At 72.9% G+C, this 16,501-nt stretch carries 16 protein-coding genes; 2 read left to right on the top strand and 14 right to left on the bottom strand.

Going from position 1 to position 16,501, the window contains the following annotated elements:
- Positions 1-8 precede the first annotated feature (8 nt).
- Both ACYVLJ_RS19645 and ACYVLJ_RS19640 read right to left on the bottom strand, forming a co-directional pair.
- On the bottom strand, positions 9-1,157 hold the full coding sequence (locus ACYVLJ_RS19645) for a Gfo/Idh/MocA family protein (RefSeq protein ID WP_460439704.1): 1,149 nt from the start codon (positions 1,155-1,157) through the stop codon (positions 9-11).
- Between the two features lie 49 nt (positions 1,158-1,206).
- Complete coding sequence (locus ACYVLJ_RS19640; protein ID WP_460439703.1) at positions 1,207-1,953, bottom strand: FadR/GntR family transcriptional regulator; 747 nt, start codon at positions 1,951-1,953, stop codon at positions 1,207-1,209.
- Between the two features lie 73 nt (positions 1,954-2,026).
- Between ACYVLJ_RS19640 and ACYVLJ_RS19635 the strand changes: the two genes are divergently transcribed.
- Positions 2,027-3,184, top strand: a complete 1,158-nt coding sequence (locus ACYVLJ_RS19635; RefSeq protein WP_460439702.1) for a mandelate racemase/muconate lactonizing enzyme family protein — start codon at positions 2,027-2,029, stop codon at positions 3,182-3,184.
- 95 nt (positions 3,185-3,279) lie between these two features.
- Here the strand turns inward: ACYVLJ_RS19635 and ACYVLJ_RS19630 are convergent, their stop codons facing one another.
- The 11 genes from ACYVLJ_RS19630 to ACYVLJ_RS19580 all read right to left on the bottom strand — a co-directional run bounded on the left by ACYVLJ_RS19630 (position 3,280) and on the right by ACYVLJ_RS19580 (position 13,357).
- Entirely contained in the window at positions 3,280-4,203 is a 924-nt protein-coding gene (locus ACYVLJ_RS19630; RefSeq protein WP_460439701.1) for an NADP-dependent oxidoreductase, read from the bottom strand.
- A 104-nt stretch (positions 4,204-4,307) separates the two neighbouring features.
- Positions 4,308-4,673 carry a MerR family transcriptional regulator gene (locus ACYVLJ_RS19625; protein ID WP_460439700.1) on the bottom strand — a complete coding sequence of 122 codons (366 nt, stop codon included), beginning with the start codon at positions 4,671-4,673 and terminating at the stop codon, positions 4,308-4,310.
- 9 nt (positions 4,674-4,682) lie between these two features.
- On the bottom strand, positions 4,683-4,853 hold the full coding sequence (locus ACYVLJ_RS19620; protein WP_460439699.1) for a hypothetical protein: 171 nt from the start codon (positions 4,851-4,853) through the stop codon (positions 4,683-4,685).
- Positions 4,834-6,222, bottom strand: coding sequence for a DUF6351 family protein (locus tag ACYVLJ_RS19615; RefSeq protein WP_460439698.1), 1,389 nt, complete (start codon positions 6,220-6,222; stop codon positions 4,834-4,836). The genes ACYVLJ_RS19620 and ACYVLJ_RS19615 overlap by 20 nt, the downstream gene beginning before the upstream one ends.
- Before the next feature lie 10 nt (positions 6,223-6,232).
- The gene (locus tag ACYVLJ_RS19610) at positions 6,233-7,456 is read right to left on the bottom strand and encodes a 2-hydroxyacyl-CoA dehydratase (RefSeq protein ID WP_460439697.1); all 1,224 of its coding nucleotides are present in this window, start codon (positions 7,454-7,456) and stop codon (positions 6,233-6,235) included.
- Complete coding sequence (locus ACYVLJ_RS19605; RefSeq protein ID WP_460440189.1) at positions 7,453-8,451, bottom strand: 2-hydroxyacyl-CoA dehydratase; 999 nt, start codon at positions 8,449-8,451, stop codon at positions 7,453-7,455. Before ACYVLJ_RS19605 ends, ACYVLJ_RS19610 begins: the two co-directional genes overlap by 4 nt.
- Before the next feature lie 5 nt (positions 8,452-8,456).
- The gene (locus tag ACYVLJ_RS19600) at positions 8,457-9,695 is read right to left on the bottom strand and encodes a CaiB/BaiF CoA transferase family protein (protein ID WP_451985523.1); all 1,239 of its coding nucleotides are present in this window, start codon (positions 9,693-9,695) and stop codon (positions 8,457-8,459) included.
- The gene (locus ACYVLJ_RS19595; RefSeq protein ID WP_451985525.1) at positions 9,692-10,831 is read right to left on the bottom strand and encodes a CapA family protein; all 1,140 of its coding nucleotides are present in this window, start codon (positions 10,829-10,831) and stop codon (positions 9,692-9,694) included. The genes ACYVLJ_RS19600 and ACYVLJ_RS19595 overlap by 4 nt, the downstream gene beginning before the upstream one ends.
- Positions 10,828-11,613, bottom strand: coding sequence for an amino acid ABC transporter ATP-binding protein (locus ACYVLJ_RS19590; protein WP_460439696.1), 786 nt, complete (start codon positions 11,611-11,613; stop codon positions 10,828-10,830). The genes ACYVLJ_RS19595 and ACYVLJ_RS19590 overlap by 4 nt, the downstream gene beginning before the upstream one ends.
- Complete coding sequence (locus ACYVLJ_RS19585; protein WP_460439695.1) at positions 11,610-12,485, bottom strand: amino acid ABC transporter permease; 876 nt, start codon at positions 12,483-12,485, stop codon at positions 11,610-11,612. Before ACYVLJ_RS19585 ends, ACYVLJ_RS19590 begins: the two co-directional genes overlap by 4 nt.
- Positions 12,482-13,357, bottom strand: coding sequence for a transporter substrate-binding domain-containing protein (locus ACYVLJ_RS19580; RefSeq protein ID WP_451985531.1), 876 nt, complete (start codon positions 13,355-13,357; stop codon positions 12,482-12,484). Before ACYVLJ_RS19580 ends, ACYVLJ_RS19585 begins: the two co-directional genes overlap by 4 nt.
- Before the next feature lie 242 nt (positions 13,358-13,599).
- Here ACYVLJ_RS19580 and ACYVLJ_RS19575 point away from each other — a divergent pair, with 242 nt between their 5' ends.
- Positions 13,600-14,589, top strand: a complete 990-nt coding sequence (locus ACYVLJ_RS19575) for a PaaX family transcriptional regulator (RefSeq protein WP_460439694.1) — start codon at positions 13,600-13,602, stop codon at positions 14,587-14,589.
- Positions 14,590-14,682: 93 nt separating this feature from the next.
- Here ACYVLJ_RS19575 and ACYVLJ_RS19570 read toward each other — a convergent pair whose 3' ends face one another.
- A complete protein-coding gene (locus ACYVLJ_RS19570; protein WP_460439693.1) occupies positions 14,683-16,470 on the bottom strand; it encodes a chloride channel protein in 1,788 nt (595 codons plus the stop codon).
- Positions 16,471-16,501: the final 31 nt, after the last annotated feature.

The raw sequence follows: 16,501 nt of genomic DNA, 5'->3' as shown, positions 1-16,501 counted from the left end.
CTGCGGGGTCACGCGGCGAAGGACGCCGAACTGCTGGTGCGCTGGCCGGGCAGCCCGTCGAACAGCCCGGCCGAGCCGCGGGGCCGCCACAGCGGCACCGGGCCCGCGCCGGGCACGGGGTCGAGCGCCAGCACTGCCGCCCGTTCCGCGGAGTCGAGCGCCCGCTGGACGACCATCGCGTTGGCCACGCTCTGGGCCACGCTGCCGACCGGTCGCACGCCGAACTGCACGGCATCGGCGAAGTCGGCGAGTTCCGCGCGGTAGCCGTTGTCGCTGCCGCGGAAGACCATCGTTTCGGTGGTGGCGTCGGCACTGCTGCGCGTCACGCGGCGTTCCGGCTCGGAGCCGCCGAGCACGAGCACGCCCTCGGTGCCGTAGAGCCGCATGTCGTTGGGTTCGGGCGGCACCGGGATCTCCGGGAAGGACGCGGTGTAGCTGCCGATGGCGCCTCCGGTGAAGACGAGGTTGAGCGTCAGGTCCGACGGTGCGTCGATCGTGCTGTTGGCCGTCTGCACGGCACCGTGCACCCGCGCGATGTCGCCGCAGAGCAACCGGATCTGGGCGATGTGGTGCACGCCGAAGTCGAGGTGCACGCCGCCGCGGTACTGCGGCCGGTGCCGCCACGGCGTGCCGGTGAACGCGCCCGCCCGGGGCACCGACCACGCGGCGTGCCGCCACGCCATCAGGTGCGGCCGGCCGATCGCGCCGCTGTCGAGCAACGCACGGGCGTAACGCAGGTCGTCGCGGTAGAAGTAGTTCTCGCCGACCATGAAGGTGCGGTCCGGGTGCGCGGCCGCCAGGGCGAGGAAGGCCGCGGCCTGCTCCGCGTCGGCCCCGGCCGGCTTCTCGCAGAACACGTCCTTGCCCGCCGTGAGCGCGTCGCGCGCCACCTCGTACAGGTGCGGGATCGGCACCGAAACCAGCACGGCGTCGACGTCGTCGCGGGCCAGCAACGCGGCCCGGTCTTCGGTGGCCAGGGCCGGATCGACCCCGCTGTAGCCGGCGAACCGCGCGCGCTGCCCGGCGGCGGAGTCGGTGAACGCGGTGACGGCGTACCGCTCGGCGAGCGTGCGCAAGGCCGGCCAGTGCAGCTTTTCCACCGCGAGCCCGGTGCCGATCAGCCCCAGCCGGATCGGCGGGATCCCCGGTGCTGCCATGCCTCGTCCGTCCTCGTCATCGGTTCCGGATTTCGGTCGTGCAGGGTGTTCAACGCCGCTTGGCGGCCCGCTTGCTTCGGTGTGCCTTTTCCGAGAGCAGTGTGGAATGGTTGTTGCTCAGGTGTTCGCGCATCGCCGCGCGGGCCGCTTCGGGGTCGCGCGCCACGAGCGCCTCGTAGATCTCCGTGTGCTCGGCGGTGGCGCGGTGCAGCCCCGCCGGCGCCTCGTTGGTGACGCGCCGGCTGGCCGTGCCGAGCCAGCGGGCGGAGTACATGATCCGGTCGAGGATGCGGTTGTCGGCCGCCCGGCAGATCTCCATGTGGAACTCGTGGTCGACCTCGAGGTAGGCCTCGGGGTCGCCCTCGAGCGCCGCCATGCGGTCGATCTCGTCGCCGAGCCGGGCCAGCGTCTCGCCGCTGATCCCGGTAGCGGCCATCGCGGCCAGTTCGGGCTCGAGCAGCGCGCGCATCTGGTACAGCTCCTGCAGCAGCTCGTCGACGATCTCCGCGGGCAGCCACTCGATCAGCAGCGGGCTCAGGTAGTCCCACTCCGCGCGGGGGCGCACGACGACGCGGCGGCCCTGCGCGACGTCGACGATGTCCAGCGACGCAAGGATCTTGAGGGTTTCCCGCGCCACCACGCGGGACACCCCGAACTCCTGGGTGATGTCGAGTTCCGAAGGGGCCCGCCCGTCGTCGAACTCGCCGCCGACGATGCGCCGGGTCAGGTGGGCCGCCACCTGCACCGGAAGGGTCCGGACCTTGACAGCGTCCAGAGACTCTTGTCTCCTTTGCATGTCATCAGCTTATCGGACAAGTTGGACCTCGCGACAGTCCCATTCCCACCCGTTACCCGGTGGCAGGAGAGCAATGCGGATCGTGAACGTCACGACGGCGGTGGTGGCCTACCACGGTCAGGCCACGCTGGTGCGGATCGACACCGACGAGGGCCTCAGCGGGTTCGGCGAGGCCAATCCCGACGCCGGCGCGGGTGCCGTCGTCGGCATGATCGAGTCCCTGACGCCGTTGCTGATCGGCGAGGACCCGCGCAACGTCGAGCGGTGCTGGGAGAAACTGCGCCGCAGCAAGGTCTTCGCGGGTGCCCAGAGCGGGGTGTTCGTGATCGCCCTGTCCGGCATCGAGCTCGCGCTGTGGGACCTCGCGGGCAAGGCCGCGGGCCAGCCCGTGTACCGCCTGCTGGGCGGGAAGTTCCGCGACCGCATCCGGCTCTACGCCGACTGCGGCGACGGCGACGACCCGGCGGGCTCGGCCGCCGGGTGCGTCGACCGGGCCCAGCGGATGGTCGCCGAAGGTTTCACGGCCCTCAAGTTCGACATCGACAACCTGCGCCACCCGGCCAAGTTCGACGCCTTCAACCACACGGTCAACGCCGCCGAGCTGCGCTCGATGGTCGAGCGGGTGGCCGCCGTCCGGGACGCGATCGGCCCGGACGTCGACCTGGCCATCGACCTGCACGCCCGCTACGACGTCCCGAGCGCGTGCCGGATCGCGGGGGCGCTCGAACCGTTCCACCTGATGTGGCTCGAGGAGCCGCTGCCGGCGGAGAACGTCGACGCGCTGGTGCGGGTGCGCGAGCAGACCCGGACCCCGATCTGCGCGGGAGAAAACCTGTACCTGCGCTGGGGGTTCCGCGAGCTGCTCGAACGCGGCGCGGTGGACGTCATCGAGCCGGACGTGCCGAAGTGCGGCGGCCTCGCCGAGGCGAAGAAGATCGCCAACCTCGCCGAGCTGCACTACATCCCGTTCGCCCCGCACCTGGTGTCGACGCCGCTGGGCACGATGGCCACGTCGCACCAGTGCGCGGCGATCCCCAACTTCCTCGTGCAGGAATGGCACGCGCTCGAGGAACGCCCGGTGTGGGACAGCTACGTCCACGCCCCCGACGGGAGCGGCTCGATCGTGAAGGACGGGTACATCACGGTTCCCGACGCGCCCGGCATCGGCGTGGAGCCGGACATGGACGGCGTCCGGGCCCACGCCGTCCCGGGTTACGGCGTCTTCGCGTAGCGGACGGACTCGATCAGCTGCCGGGCCGGTGCGCCGGATTCCGGCGCCGAGCCCGGTCGGCGGCACCGATTCGGCGCACTGTCCACAAACGCCGGTCACGTCACCTTGACGACGACCTTCCCCGAGGCGTGCCCGTTCTCGACGGCGGCGAGCGCGGCCGGGGCGTCCGACAGCGGGTGGATCGCGCTGATCACCGGCGCCAGGACGCCGTCGAGCGCCAGGCGGGCCGTGCGCTCGAGGTTCTCGCGGTCGAGGCGGCGCTCGACGAACCGGCCGCCGAGCTCAGACACGGACTGGTCGCCCACCGCGATGACGGTGTGCGGGTCCCGGGCCAGCGGCGCGACCGCGCGCAGCGACGCGCCGCCGACCACGTCCACGATCCCGTCGAAGCCGCTCGGCACCAGCTCGCCGGCCGCGGCGACGACGTCCTGCGCGGTGTAGTCGACGAACTGCGCCCCGGTCGCCTCGGCCTGCTCGCGCTTGGCCGCGCTGCCGGTGCCGATCACGCGCAGCCCGCGCGCCGCGGCCAGCTGCGCGACCGCGAGGCCGACGCCGCCGCCGACGCCGTTGACCAGGATCGTCGCGCCGGGTGGGAGGCCGAGCTGGTCGAGCGCGTCCACGGCGGTCGTCCCGGCCACCGGCAGCGTCGCCGCCACGGTCGCGGACAGGCCCGCCGGGATGCGGGCGGTGTTCGGCGCGGACAGCACCGTCGTCTCGGCGTAGGTGCCGCCGCCGGTGAGCGCGAAGCCGAAGACCGCGTCGCCCACCGCGAACCCGTCGACCCCCTCCCCCAGCGCGAGCACGGTTCCCGCGGCCTCCATCCCCAGCACGAGGGGGAACGGGCGCCCGCCGTCGAGTCCGGGGACCAGGCCCGCGCGCAGGAGGTGGTCGAGCGGGTTCACCCCGGCGACGGCGACCCGGATCAGCACTTCACCGCGCCCGGGGACGGGATCGGGACGCTCGATCAGCTCCTGCACCTCGGGCCCGCCGTACCTGCCGAAGCCCCACGCCTGTCCCATTTCCGCTGCCTTCCGACGACCGGCCCGGCGGGTCCGGGCACTGCGGCCATCGTCACCGCTCACACCGGTGTCAGGGGCAACCGGCTGAGGCGTGGGTCACAGCCTCACGCCAGCTTCGCCTGGTGCCGGCTGTTGGCGTCGAGCAGGACGTCGAGCGCGTCGCGGGTCTCGCGCAGGCGGGCGATCTCGGCGTCGATCCGGTCGCGCTCGCGCTTCATCGTCGCGAACGCGAACTCGACGACGCCCGGGTCGTCGGGGGTCTCCACGCACGGCAGCACCGTCGCGATCACCCGGCTCGACAGGCCCGCGTCGAACAGCTGCCGGATCAGCGCCACGCGCTCGACCTCGGCGTCGGAATAGTGCCGCTGCCCGGCCTCGGAGCGGACGCTGGTCAGCAGGCCCTGCGCCTCGTAGTAGCGCAGGGAGCGCGCACTCGCGCCCGTGCGCCGGGACAGCTCGCCGATCCTCATGCTTCGAAGTTACGCCCGGGCGACGAAGACCGCCTTGCCCGCCGGCGGGTCCAGGGTTCCGTCGTAGAGAGCAGGGTGCACCGGAAGCCCGCGCTCGCCGCCGACCGGGAAGTCCCGGCGGCGCTCGAGGACATCGTCGAGCGCGCCATCCGGTCGGCGCTCACCGCGGACTGGCTGCACTGCCGTGCCCGGTACCGGCAGTGGCCGGGAACGGCCGGTTGAACCGCGGCGGTGTGTAGGGCAGGTACCGGCCCGGCACGCCGTCCGCGGCCGTCGCCGAGCGGTTCATCGTGGCCGGTGCGGTGTCCGGCCACTGACCCGTCCGCAGGCGGGTCAGCATGCGGTCGATGGCCGCCTGCTGCTCGCCGGTCGTGTAGGTGCAGTGCCCCGCGGTCCGGACGTAGGTCTGGCGGAGCAGCGACGCGTTGCCCGCCCGGCGGACCAAGGCGCCGTAGGACTGCTGCTGCGCCACCGTCGAGATCTGGTCGCCGGTGCCGTTGACCGTCAGCACCGGGATCCGCAGGTCGCCGGTGAACACGATGCCCCGCTCCAGGTAGCGGACGGCGGCAGGATCGGCGGACACCCGGGGTTCGGCGGCGAGCCGGCCGAGGTCGGCGCGCAGATCGAGGCCCGCGCGCTGGTACAGCCGCCGGACGGCGTTCTGCTGGCTCGGTTCCGCCGTCGTGAGCTGGCGCGCGTAGTCGACACCCGTGTTCCACGACGGGTTCCCGCCCGCCAGCTGCTCGATCGCCCGGCGGCTGCTGACCGCCTGCCCGAGGTACGGCAGCGGGCCGCCCGCGAGGGCCAGGAACATCCCCCGCTCGACGCCGTCGACGTCGTGGCCGTCCGGGACCGGGGTCGGCGAGCCGTCGGCGGCCAGGCCCCAGCCCGGCAGCTGGCCGATCGCCGCCGCGAGCGCGATGCGCGCCTGGCCGGCCGGGGTCGCCTGCGCCGACGTCACCGCGGAAATCCACCGCTGCTGGGTGCCGGGGACGTCGGCGGGGATGCCGGTCGCCGGAAGGCCGGGGAACAGCAGCGTCTTGAGCGTGAAGACCGTGTCCAGCTTCTGGTTCCACTGCCCCACCGCGCCGCCGAGGCCGCCGCACATCGGGATGGCCGCGTCGAACCGGCCGGGGTGCACCTGGGCGACGCCGGCGGCGACCATGCCGCCCATCGAACGTCCTTCGGCGATCGCGTACCGCGGGTGGCCGAACGCGGATTCGAAGCGCCCCAGGGCTTCCGCCTGGTTGTCGATGGCCCGGGTGATGTTCCAGCCGGTGACCGTGCGGGTGGTGCCGCCCACCGCGTAGCCTCGCTCGACGAGGCTCGCGGTGAGCGCGCTCGTCAGCCCGCCCGCGGCAAAGTCGAGGTCCACCAGCACGGTTCCGTTCCACCGGGCGGGTTTCGCGAAGCTGTACGGCGTGCCGTCGGCCAGCTGCCCGCCGACGCACGTCGCCGTGCCCGCGCAGGGTTCCGCCGCGTGGGCGGTGGCCGGGAGGGAAGCGGCGAGGGCGACGGCCGCGGCCACCACCGTGATCCTGGTACTCATGCGGCTCCGGTCAGGTCAGGTCGTCGAGCCACGCGGTCATCCGCGCGGTCAGGTCGGCTCCCGTGCGGGCGTCGACGTTGTCGGCGGGCAGCTCCAGCACCGGGATGCCCGCCGCGCGCAGGGCGCGGGTGGTGAAGTAGCTGCCGCGCGGGTCGTCGGAGACGAGGTGCACCACCCCGTCGACGCCGTGGTGCCGCGCTTCCTTGACGTACCACTCCGCCGACCACGGCGGGGTGTAGAGCTGGTCGCCGAACGCGGCGAAGCGCGCGGCCAGCGCGCGCAGGGGGTCGTCGCCGTAACGCAGGTAGCCGTCGGCGGCGATGGCGAGGTACATCGACCACACGAAGACCGCGCCGTGCGACTCCTGGAACCGCCGGTAGAAGCCGAGGTCGAACCACAGCCCGCGGCCGACCCACATGAGCCGCAGCCGCTCGTCCGGGCACACCGCGACGCCGGCGTCGATCCGGTCGCGCACCTCGTCGTGGAACGCCCGCGCGGCGTCGCGTGCCCACTCCGTGCCGCGATGCCACTGGGGCACCATGACGCTGGGGATGCCGTCGGTGACGGCGATCGGGCACGGCCGGGCGGCCGCGATCAGGTCGCGGGTGCGGCGGTTCCACTCCTGCTGCTCGTTGACCAGGTCCAGGACCTCGCGGAACCGGGTTTCGGAGAACACCCGGCCGGTGGTCTGCTCGAGGAACCGGACGAGCCCGGTCAGCTCGCCGGTCAGCAGGTCCAGGCGGTCGCTGCCGACGGCTTCTTCCCAGCGGTGCGGCATCAGCTCCCACCACCGCTCCGGGACCTCGTTCTCCGCCGCACTTTCCAGCGGGTAGTAGGTGACGCCGGGCTGCGCGTCCCAGACGTCGAAAATCTTGCGGGACGCGTCGCCGGTGGTTTCGCCGAGCACGATCGACGGCGTCGGCAGGCCACCCCACGGCGCCTGCTGGGGGTCGTCTTCGAACGCCGAGGCCAGCGAAGTGGCGCTGTACTGCTCGATGTAGTCGGGGTAGCCGCGCTCGCGCAGCAGGCCGAGGTAGCGCTGGGTCTGCCGTTTCGCCGCGACGATCGAGGCCCACCACTGGTTGACGACGTACGGGATGTCCATCGCCCGGAAGATCTCCTGGGGCGCGTCCGCGTTGACCAGCGCCAGCGGGCCGTCGGTGTCGCGCAGCCGGGCGAACCACTCGCGCTGGTAGGCGGTCGCGGTGGTCGCCGACGCCAGCCGGGCGGTCATGCCGCCCTCGCCGGTGCCAGCGCGGCCAGCGCTTCCGCCGTCAGCTCGCCGTACGGCTGACGTTCGGCCAGGACCGCCCGGATCCCGGCCGCGGCCCGTTGCTCCGGGAAGTCCCACGGCGGCGCGTCGTCCTGTAACCGAACATAGGAAAACAGGACTTCCGCCTCGCAGGCGCGGACCGCCGCGGCGGTGTGCGCGGCACGCTGCCGGATCGACGCGCGCGGGGCGGCGGGACCGCTGTACTGGTACCGCTCGGCCAGCCCGAGTTCCGTCGGCGCCGCGCAGGTGCGGGCGAAGAGCAGCTCACCCCAGTCGTGGTCCTCCCCCACGACGAGGAAACCGTTGCGCTCCACCGTTTCGTACACCGCCGGGTGGTCGTGGGAACTGCCGGTGAGGAACAGCCGCACCCCGTCCACCTCCCGTGGCTCCGCGAGCACCCGATCGACGAGCGCGACGGCGTCGGTGACCGGCATGGCGGTGGTCGCGGCGACGGTTTCGAGGAACCTCGTGCCGCTCAGCCGGTTCGCCCGGCGCAGGGCGGCGAGTCGCCCGAGCGACCGGCGCAGGGTGTCGTGCGCGGTGATGGCCGCGGCGAGATCGTCGTCGCCGATCGGTCGCCAGCGGCCCAGCCATTCGCGCAGCTGGGCGATCTTCGCGTGGACGTACCGGGTGGTCGTGTGGTGCGGCAGGTGCAGGACGTCCACGAGCCGCACCGGCGGCAGCCCCAGCGCGGGCTCGATCCGGTGCAGCTCGCGCAGGGCGTAGAACAGGCGCAACGAGGCTTCGCAGTCGCGGGAGACGACGATGGCTTCGAGCGGGCCGTAGTCCTCGGTGAGGATGCGCGTCAGGATCGACCGGGCGACCGGGTCGACGCCGCGGCCGAGGTAGCGGTCGCCGAGCGTGTGGTCCTGGCCCGGTTTCCCGGTCAGGCGCAGCGGAAGCAGGCCTGCCGCGGTGATCAGCTCGACCGGGACGTCGGCACCGACGTACCCCACGGCGGTCAAATGACCGCCTCCGCGACCAGGTCCGCCAGTTGCTGTTCGGTGTAGCCGAGCAGCTCGCGGTAGACGTGCTCGTTGTGCTCCCCCAGCCCCGGCGCGGGCCGGTCGAGGGAGACGCGGGCGGCGGAGAACCGGATCGGCACGCCGGTCCCGGCCAGGTCGGCGACGTCGCCGTGGCGCGGGTGGCGCAGCGGCACGACCTCCTCCCGGGCCAGGACCAGCGGGTCCCGCACGGCCTCGCGCGGCTCCCGGACCTCCGCCGCGGGCACGCCCTCGGCGGTGAAGGCGGCGAGGACCTCGGCCAGTGGCCGCACCCGGCACCACTCGCGGATGATCCCGTGCAGTTCGTCGGCCGCGCGGACGCGCTGGTCGCGGGTCCGGTAGCGGTCGTCCCCGGCCAGTTCCGGACGGCCGATCGCCCGCAGCACGCCGTGGGCGAAGGCGTCGGTCGGCGCGCACAGGGCGACGTAACCGTCCAGGGCCGGCAGGATCCCGAACGGCGCCAGCCGCGGCACCATCGACCCCGTGCGCTGCGGCAGGCCGACCGCGTCGAAGGCGTCGAACGGCTCGCACGCGACCAGCGAGGTCAGTGCGCCGAGCATCGACACGTCGACCCGCTGCCCCTCGCCGGTGTGCTCGGCCTGCAGCAGCGCGGACACCGTGCCGACCACGGCGAACAGCGGGGCGAGGAGGTCGCCGATCGGCAGGCCGAACCGCACCGGGCCCTCGTCGGGCTCCCCGGCGGTCATCATCACGCCGCTGAGCGCCTGGATGATCGAGTCCATCGCCTTGCCCGACCCCGGGCCGCCCTGGGCGCCGAACCCGCTGATCGAGGTGTAGACGAGCCGCGGGTTGATCTCGCGGACGTGGTCGTAGGAGATGCCGAGCCGGTCGGTGACGCCCGGGCTGTAGTTCTCGACCAGGACGTCGGCGTCGCGGACCAGGTCGGTGAACACCGCCCGCGACCGCGGGTTCTTCAGGTCGAGGGTGACGCTGAGCTTGTTGCGGCCGCGCAGCAGCATCGACACCGACAGGTCGTCGTCGTGCCGCCGGGCGAGGTTGAGCCCGTCGCGGCCGACGTAGGGCGCGTTGTTGCGGGACGAATCCCCGCCGGTGGCGGGGTTTTCGACCTTGATCACGGTCGCGCCGAGCCCGGCGAGCAGCAGGGTCGCGTACGGCCCGGCGAGCGCGGTGGTCAGGTCGATGACGGTGCGGCCGGCCAGGGGCTGGTCGGTCATGAAGGAACCCCCTCGGTGAGGTCGACGAGCACTTCGCCGCCGCGGGTGGTGAACCGGCCGTTGAGCCGGGCGCCGCGGGTGATGTCGTCGATGTAGTTCGTCACGGCTTCGCCCTCCGGGGTGCCGCCGACCGGGACCGGACGGCCCTGGTCGTCGATCCGGCACGGCACGAACCCGGCTTCGCGCAGCCCGGTCTCGTCGAAGCGGCAGAAGGCGATGGCGGTGTTGCGGCTTTCGGGGTGGAACGGGAAGAACGGCATGTCCGGGTCCGGCGCGAAGCCGTAGAGCTTCGTGCGCCGGTCCGCCCACGCCTGCAGCTCTTCCGCGCCGACCCCGGCACCCGGGGTGAGGGCGTGGGTGACGGTGACGAAGTTGCCGAGCCCGTGGAAGATCGGCCGTCCGCGGTGGACCTCGATGCCGCGCATGATGTGCGGGTGGTGGGAGAACACGGCGTCGGCACCGGCGTCGACCGCGGCGCGGGCGACCGGGCTCTCGTACATCGCGACGGTCACCGGGGTGTGCCCGACGCCCTTGTGCAGGGCCACGAGCACGACGTCGGCCTCGGCCCGCAGGCGGCGGACGTCGTCGGCCATCGCGTCCAGGCTGTCCGGGTCGGCGAAGGTGTAGATCTTCGGCGGCCCGCCCGGGCTGGCGTGGTCCAGCTCGTAGTGGGTCAGGACGTGCACGTAGGCGCAGCCGGGCTTGCGCGAGCCGGCCCAGGATTCACGCGGGCCGACGCAGTTGTAGGACAGCACGCCGATGCGCAGGCCGCCGCGTTCGACGATCGCCGGGCGCCGGGCGTGCGCGAGGTCCGGCCCGGTGCCGGCCGTCTCCATCCCCGCCGCGCGGGCGTAGGCGATGGTGTCGGCCAGTCCCCCGTCCCCGGCGTCGAGGGCGTGGTTGCCCGCCAGCGTGACGACGGCGAACCCCGCCTCGGCCACGGCTTTCAGCGCCGCCGGGTCCGCGGGCGGTGCGGGCACGTCGGTGCTGTGCTGGACGGCCGTGGTCGAATGCGGCACCTCGACGTGGCCGATCGCCAGGTCCATCGCCTTCAGCACCGGCGCGGCCGGGGCGAGGAAGAACTCGGGATCGGGCTCGTCCAGGATGAGGTCGCCGACGGCACCGACAGTGATCACGAGACACCCTCCTTTTCGGACAGATGACGGGACAGGAAGGCACGCAGCCGATCGGTCCGCGGCCGCGCGAACAGCTCGCCCGGCGGCCCTTCTTCGACGATCCGGCCCGCTTCCATGAACACGCACCGGTCGGCCACTTCACGCGCGAAGGTCATCTCGTGCGTGACGACGACCATCGTGGTCCCCGCCGCCGCGAGGTTCCGCAGCACCGCGAGGACTTCGTCGACCAGCTCGGGGTCGAGGGCGCTGGTCGGTTCGTCGAACAGCATGATCCGCGGCCGGACCAGGACCGCCCGGGCGATGGCGACGCGCTGCTGCTGCCCGCCCGAGAGCTGCCGCGGATAGTGGTCTTCGCGGCCCGCCAAGCCGATGCGCTCCAGCAGTTCCCGCGCCTCCCGCTCCACAGTGGACTGGTCGCGGCCGTGGACGCGGACCGCCGCGTCCGTGACATTGCGCAGCACGGTGAACTGCGGGAACAGGTTGAACTGCTGGAAGACCATGCTCATCCGGCGGCGCTGGGCGGCGACCCGCCGTTCGGTCAGCGGCCGCAACCCGGCCGGGGACCGCCGGTGGCCGAGCAGTTCGCCGTCGAGGTACATCGCGCCGCCGTCGATCGGCTCCAGCTGGTGGGCACAGCGGACGAGCGTCGACTTCCCGGACCCGGACGGCCCGATGACGACGACCACCTCGCCCTCGTGCACGTCGAGGCTGACGCCGTCGAGCGCGTGCACCGGCCCGAACTCCTTGCGGACGTCGCTGATCCGCAGCACCGGCGCGGTCATCGGACGTCCCGGTGACCGCGGGAGAACCGGCGTTCCAGCCGGCGCTGCCCGGCGGTCAGGACGGTGACGACGACCAGGTACCAGAAGCAGGCGACCAGCAGCATCGGCACGATCTCGTAGGTGCGGTTGTAGATCACCTGCACCGAGTGCAGCAGGTCCGACATCGCGATGACCGACACGAGCGCGGTTCCCTTGAGCACGTTGATGAACTGGCTGCCCGCGGGCGGGATGATCACGCGCATCGCCTGCGGCAGCACGATCCGCAGCAGGGTCTGCCCCGGCGGGTAGCCCATCGCGCGCGCCGCGTCACGCTGGCCGGGGTCCACGGAGGACACCCCGGCGCGGAAGATCTCCGCCAGGTAGGCCGATTCCACGAGCGACAGGCCGATCACCGCGGCGGTCAGCGGCGTGATGACGCTGTTGGCGTCCCAGGTGCCGAACACCGGGCCGAACGGGATGCCGAGCGACAGCCTGGGCAGCAGGTAGGCGAGGTTGAACCAGAAGATCAGCTGCACCAGCGGCGGGATGCCGCGGAACAGCCCGACCCACAGCGTCGCCACCCAGCGGGCGGGCCCGAACCCGCTCAGCTGCATCGCCGCGACGACCCCGCCGACGAGCGACCCCAGGACCATCGCCGCGACCGCCAGCAGCACCGTGGTGCCCAGCCCGGCCATGACGCTCTTCTCGAAGAGGTACTTCGCGACGACGTCCCACTGGAACCGGGAGTTGCCGGCCAGGAAGACGCCCAGCTGGGCGAGCACCACGGCCAGCACGAACACGAACAGCCAGCGCAGCGGGCGGAACCGGCCGCGGGCCGAGGCGACGTCGTCGGGCGCTGACGTCGTTTCCTCCACTGTGGACATCGTGGTCATTTCGCCGACGCCGCGTCGAAGACCGGCTGCGGGACCGTGACGTCGTCGAGGCCCCACTGGTGCATGATCCGCGTGTACGTGCCGTTGCGGAACAGCTCCTCGAAGGCCTTCTGCAGCACCGGGCCGAGCTTGCCGGCCTTGGGGGTGTACAGCGCGAGGTTGTCCTTCGTGGCGCCCTGTTCCTCGGTCTGCGTCACGTACTCGTACTGGCCCTTCTGCTGGGTGGTCACGTCGATCGCGGCCGCCTGGGTCATCCCGGCGGCGTCGGCCCGGCCGGACTTCGCGGCCAGCAGGGTCGCGTTCGTGTCGTCGAGCCCGACCACCTGCACGGCCGGCTTCTTCGCGCCTTCGCAGAACTTGGACAGCTTGCCGAGCTGGTCCTCCACGACGCTCGCGGTGACGACCGCGACGCGCTTGCCGCACAGGTCGGCGGCCTGCTTGACGCCGGCGGCGGAGCCTTCGGGGATCACGTAGGAGGTCCGGGTGGTCATCCACGTGACGGTGTCGAACTGCTTCTCGCGTTCGGCGGTGGCCTTGACCGGCCCGTTGAAGGCTTCGTAGCGGCCGCTGAGCATGCCCTGCAACGCGGCCGGCAGCCCGCTGACGATGGTGGTTTCCGTGCGCACGCCCAGGAGCTGGCCGAGCGCCTGCTGGAAGTCGTGGTCGATGCCGGTGACGGTCTTGCCGTCCGGGCCGACGGTCCGGTACGGCGGGTGGGAGTCGCCGGCGAACCGGAGGACGCCCGCGTCCTTGACCGCCTGCGGCAGCTGGTCGTGCAGCGCCGCGTCGGTGGTCAGGGCGGCGGCGGTGGGGGCGGCGGCCGGCCCGTCGTCGACCGTGCACCCGGCCAGGACCAGCCCGGCGGCGGCCACGGCGAGCGAGCTTCGACGCCATTGACGAAGAGAGGAACCCATGTCGTTTTCTTCCTGAGGAAGGCCGTCCGAGGGGCGGCGCGGGAACCCGGAGGATCAATTGGTTGCTATCTGGGCGCCGATCGTCGCATGATGTGTCGCGTGATTCAACCCCTCGCTCCGGCCGGCCGGACCGCACTGCCACGATGGACACCCGCGGCGGACCGGCCGCCGGGACCGACCCCGGAAGAGACAGGCGCGCGATGACGGCGACACCCTCGGGGCCCCTGCCGCGCTCCCAGCAGGGAGCCGAGCCCCAGCTGCTGCTGACGTCCCTGCTCGGCGACTTCTGGTACTGGCGCGACGAGCACATCCCGTCGGCCGCCCTGGTGGAGCTGCTCGGCGAGTTCGACATCAGCCCGGCGAGCGCACGGGCCGCGATCCGGCGGCTGGCCGCCCGCGGCCTGCTCACCGTGTCGCGCAGCGGGCGGACGACGGCCTACGGCATCCCCGCGCGCACGTCCGAGGTGATCATCGAGCGCACGCACCGGATGCTCACCTTCGGCGCGACCGCGCCCGACTGGGACGGGCAGTGGACCGTGGTCACCTTTTCCGTGCCGGAACAGGACCGCGGGCTGCGCACGGCCCTGCGGTCACGGCTGCGGGTCCTGCGGTTCGCCGCGCTCTACGACGGGGTGTGGGTCAGCCCGCACGACCTCGCCGGCCCCGCCCTCACCGCACTGCGCGAGCTGGACCTCCGCAGCGCGACGGTCTTCCGCGCCACCGAGGTCCCCGGCTCGGCCCCGGCGGTCACGGCGTTCGACCTCGGACCGCTCGCCGCGGAGTACGAGCAGTTCGTCGAGCGCTACGAACAGGTGCTCTCCGGCTTGGCCGCGGGGCTGATCAGCCCGGCGCAGGCGTTGCGCACCCGCACCGAGCTGCGCGTGGACTGGCGCCGGTTCCCGGAGACCGACCCCGACCTGCCCGCCGAGCTGCTGCCGGCCGACTGGGCGCGCGACCAGGCCCAGAAGATCTTCCTGCAGATCTACGACCGGCTCGGCCCGCTGGCCGAACTGCGGTTCCGGCAGGTGCTGGCCGCCACCGACCCCGAGCTGGCCGAGCTGGCCACCCACCACGACTCGGTGAAGGTGGCCGCGCTGTTCGCCGGCCTGGGCGACCGCCACCCGGCCGGCGACACGCCGTTCGAGCAGGCCGCCGACGCACGCCGCCTGGACGACGCGCGCCGCCGGTGAGCGGCACTTTCCGGGCCGGGCGCACGGAAACCTGCCTGGATTCGTGCGGCGCTCCCGCTGTCCTGAACCCGGTCGACGTCCGGCAAAGCGGCGTCACGACGCCGATCGGGGTGCGCGCCCGCCGGCGGAGGCGAGCGCGAACAGCACCGACTGGTGGGTGATCCACCCGGTCAGCCGGTGTTCGCCGGCCAGCACCGGCAGGCCGGTGCCCGGCGCGTTGGCCAGTGCGTCCAGCGCGTCGGCGAGCGTGGTTTCCGCGGTCACCAACGGCGGCAGCTCGGCCAGTTCGCCGACGTCGCCTTCGTGGTCGCCGGCGAGTGCTTCGGCGACCGCGCGAGCCGTGACGCAGCCCTGGTAGCAGCCGTCGTCGTCGACCACCGGCAGGATGCCGTGCCCGGACACGGCCAGCTCGTGCGCGGCCCGGGCGAGCGTCGTCGAGGCCGCCAGGGGCTCGGGCAGCGGCTCGCCGGCCTCCGCGACCGTGCGCCGGGCCAGCTGCCGGGCTTCCGGCCCCTGGTCCAGGTCGACCCCGCGGCGGCGCAGCTTCAGCGTGTAGATCGTGTCGCGCGAGAGCGCCCGGCTGGTGGCGGTGGCGATCACGATCGCGGTCAGCATCGGCAGGATGATCGTGTACTGGCCGGTCAGCTCGAACAGCACGATGACCGCGGTGATCGGCGCGCGGGCCGCTCCGGCGAAGGCCGCGCCCATGCCGATCAGGCCGTAGACCCCGGGCGACGCGGTCACCGACGGGAGCCACGCGTGGACCACGATCCCGAACGCCGCCCCGGCCATGGCCCCGATGAACAGCGAGGGCGCGAAGACCCCGCCGGACCCGCCGATCCCGATGGTCAGGCTGGTCGCGACGATCTTCCCGGCGAGCAGGAGCAGCAGGAACCCGAGGACGTACTTGCCTTCGACGGCGTTCTGCAGGACGGGATAGCCGACGCCGTACATCTGCGGCAGGAGCAGCAGCAGCCCGCCCAGGAAGACCCCGCCGACGGCCGGGCGCAGCCACTCCGGGCCGCGCCAGAGCCGGTCGCAGACGTCCTCGATCACGTAAAGCACCCGGGTGAACAGCACCCCGCAGGCCCCGACCGCGACGCCGAGCACGACGAACAGCAGGTACTCGACCGGGTTCCGCAGGGTGAACGGCGGCAGCGTCAGGAACGCGACGTCGCCGAAGGCGGCGCGCCCGACCACGCTGGCCGTGACGCTGGCCAGCACCACCGCACCGAACGACTCGGCCGCGAAGTCGCGCAGGATCAGCTCCATCGCGAAGAACGGCCCCGCCAGCGGGGCGTTGAACGTCGCCGCGATCCCGCCGGCGGCACCACAGGCCACGAGCACGCGCAGCCGCGACTCGGGCAGCCGCACCGCCCGGCCCAGCGTCGAGCCGAGCGCGGAGCCGATCTGCACGATCGGGCCCTCCCGCCCGACCGAACCGCCGGAGCCGATGGTCAGCGCCGACGCCAGGGCCTTCACGGCGCTGACCTGCACCGGGATCCGCCCGCCCCGCTCGGCGACCGCGTACATCACCTCCGGCACCCCGTGCCCCCGCGCCTCGGGCGCGAACCTGTGCACCAGCGGCCCGTAGACCAGGCCGGCTACCACCGGGGCCAGCAGCAGGAACCACGGCCCGAGCGCGGGGAACCACGGGTGCGCGACCCGCCCGGCCGCGGCGTAGTCCGCTTGGCCGGAAAAGAGGTGGGTGAACGTGGTGATCAGCCACCGGAACACGATCGCGCCGAGCCCGGCACCCGCACCGATCACCACGGCGAGACCGACCAGGCCGGACCGGCTCTCCCGCAGCCACCGTCCGACCGGCTGCCGCACGGGCACCGCGATCCGACGGCCGGACAAGTCATCTTTAGCCAGGCTCATGATTGCATTATGCAACACTTGTCGCACGAAC

It is taken from the genome of Amycolatopsis stemonae (assembly GCF_054781455.1).
The sequence above is the reverse complement of the archived record's forward strand: the minus strand, read 5'-3'. Positions and strand labels throughout refer to the sequence as shown.

Excerpts from the sequence above, each read along its gene's own strand:
- ACYVLJ_RS19645 (WP_460439704.1), bottom strand. The coding sequence starts at position 1,157 with ATGGCAGCACCGGGGATCCCGCCGATCCGGCTGGGGCTGATCGGCACC.
- ACYVLJ_RS19640 (WP_460439703.1), bottom strand. The coding sequence starts at position 1,953 with ATGCAAAGGAGACAAGAGTCTCTGGACGCTGTCAAGGTCCGGACCCTT.
- ACYVLJ_RS19635 (WP_460439702.1), top strand. The coding sequence starts at position 2,027 with ATGCGGATCGTGAACGTCACGACGGCGGTGGTGGCCTACCACGGTCAG.
- ACYVLJ_RS19630 (WP_460439701.1), bottom strand. The coding sequence starts at position 4,203 with ATGGGACAGGCGTGGGGCTTCGGCAGGTACGGCGGGCCCGAGGTGCAG.
- ACYVLJ_RS19625 (WP_460439700.1), bottom strand. The coding sequence starts at position 4,673 with ATGAGGATCGGCGAGCTGTCCCGGCGCACGGGCGCGAGTGCGCGCTCC.
- ACYVLJ_RS19615 (WP_460439698.1), bottom strand. The coding sequence starts at position 6,222 with ATGAGTACCAGGATCACGGTGGTGGCCGCGGCCGTCGCCCTCGCCGCT.
- ACYVLJ_RS19610 (WP_460439697.1), bottom strand. The coding sequence starts at position 7,456 with ATGACCGCCCGGCTGGCGTCGGCGACCACCGCGACCGCCTACCAGCGC.
- ACYVLJ_RS19600 (WP_451985523.1), bottom strand. The coding sequence starts at position 9,695 with ATGACCGACCAGCCCCTGGCCGGCCGCACCGTCATCGACCTGACCACC.
- ACYVLJ_RS19590 (WP_460439696.1), bottom strand. The coding sequence starts at position 11,613 with ATGACCGCGCCGGTGCTGCGGATCAGCGACGTCCGCAAGGAGTTCGGG.
- ACYVLJ_RS19585 (WP_460439695.1), bottom strand. The coding sequence starts at position 12,485 with ATGACCACGATGTCCACAGTGGAGGAAACGACGTCAGCGCCCGACGAC.
- ACYVLJ_RS19575 (WP_460439694.1), top strand. The coding sequence starts at position 13,600 with ATGACGGCGACACCCTCGGGGCCCCTGCCGCGCTCCCAGCAGGGAGCC.
- ACYVLJ_RS19570 (WP_460439693.1), bottom strand. The coding sequence starts at position 16,470 with ATGAGCCTGGCTAAAGATGACTTGTCCGGCCGTCGGATCGCGGTGCCC.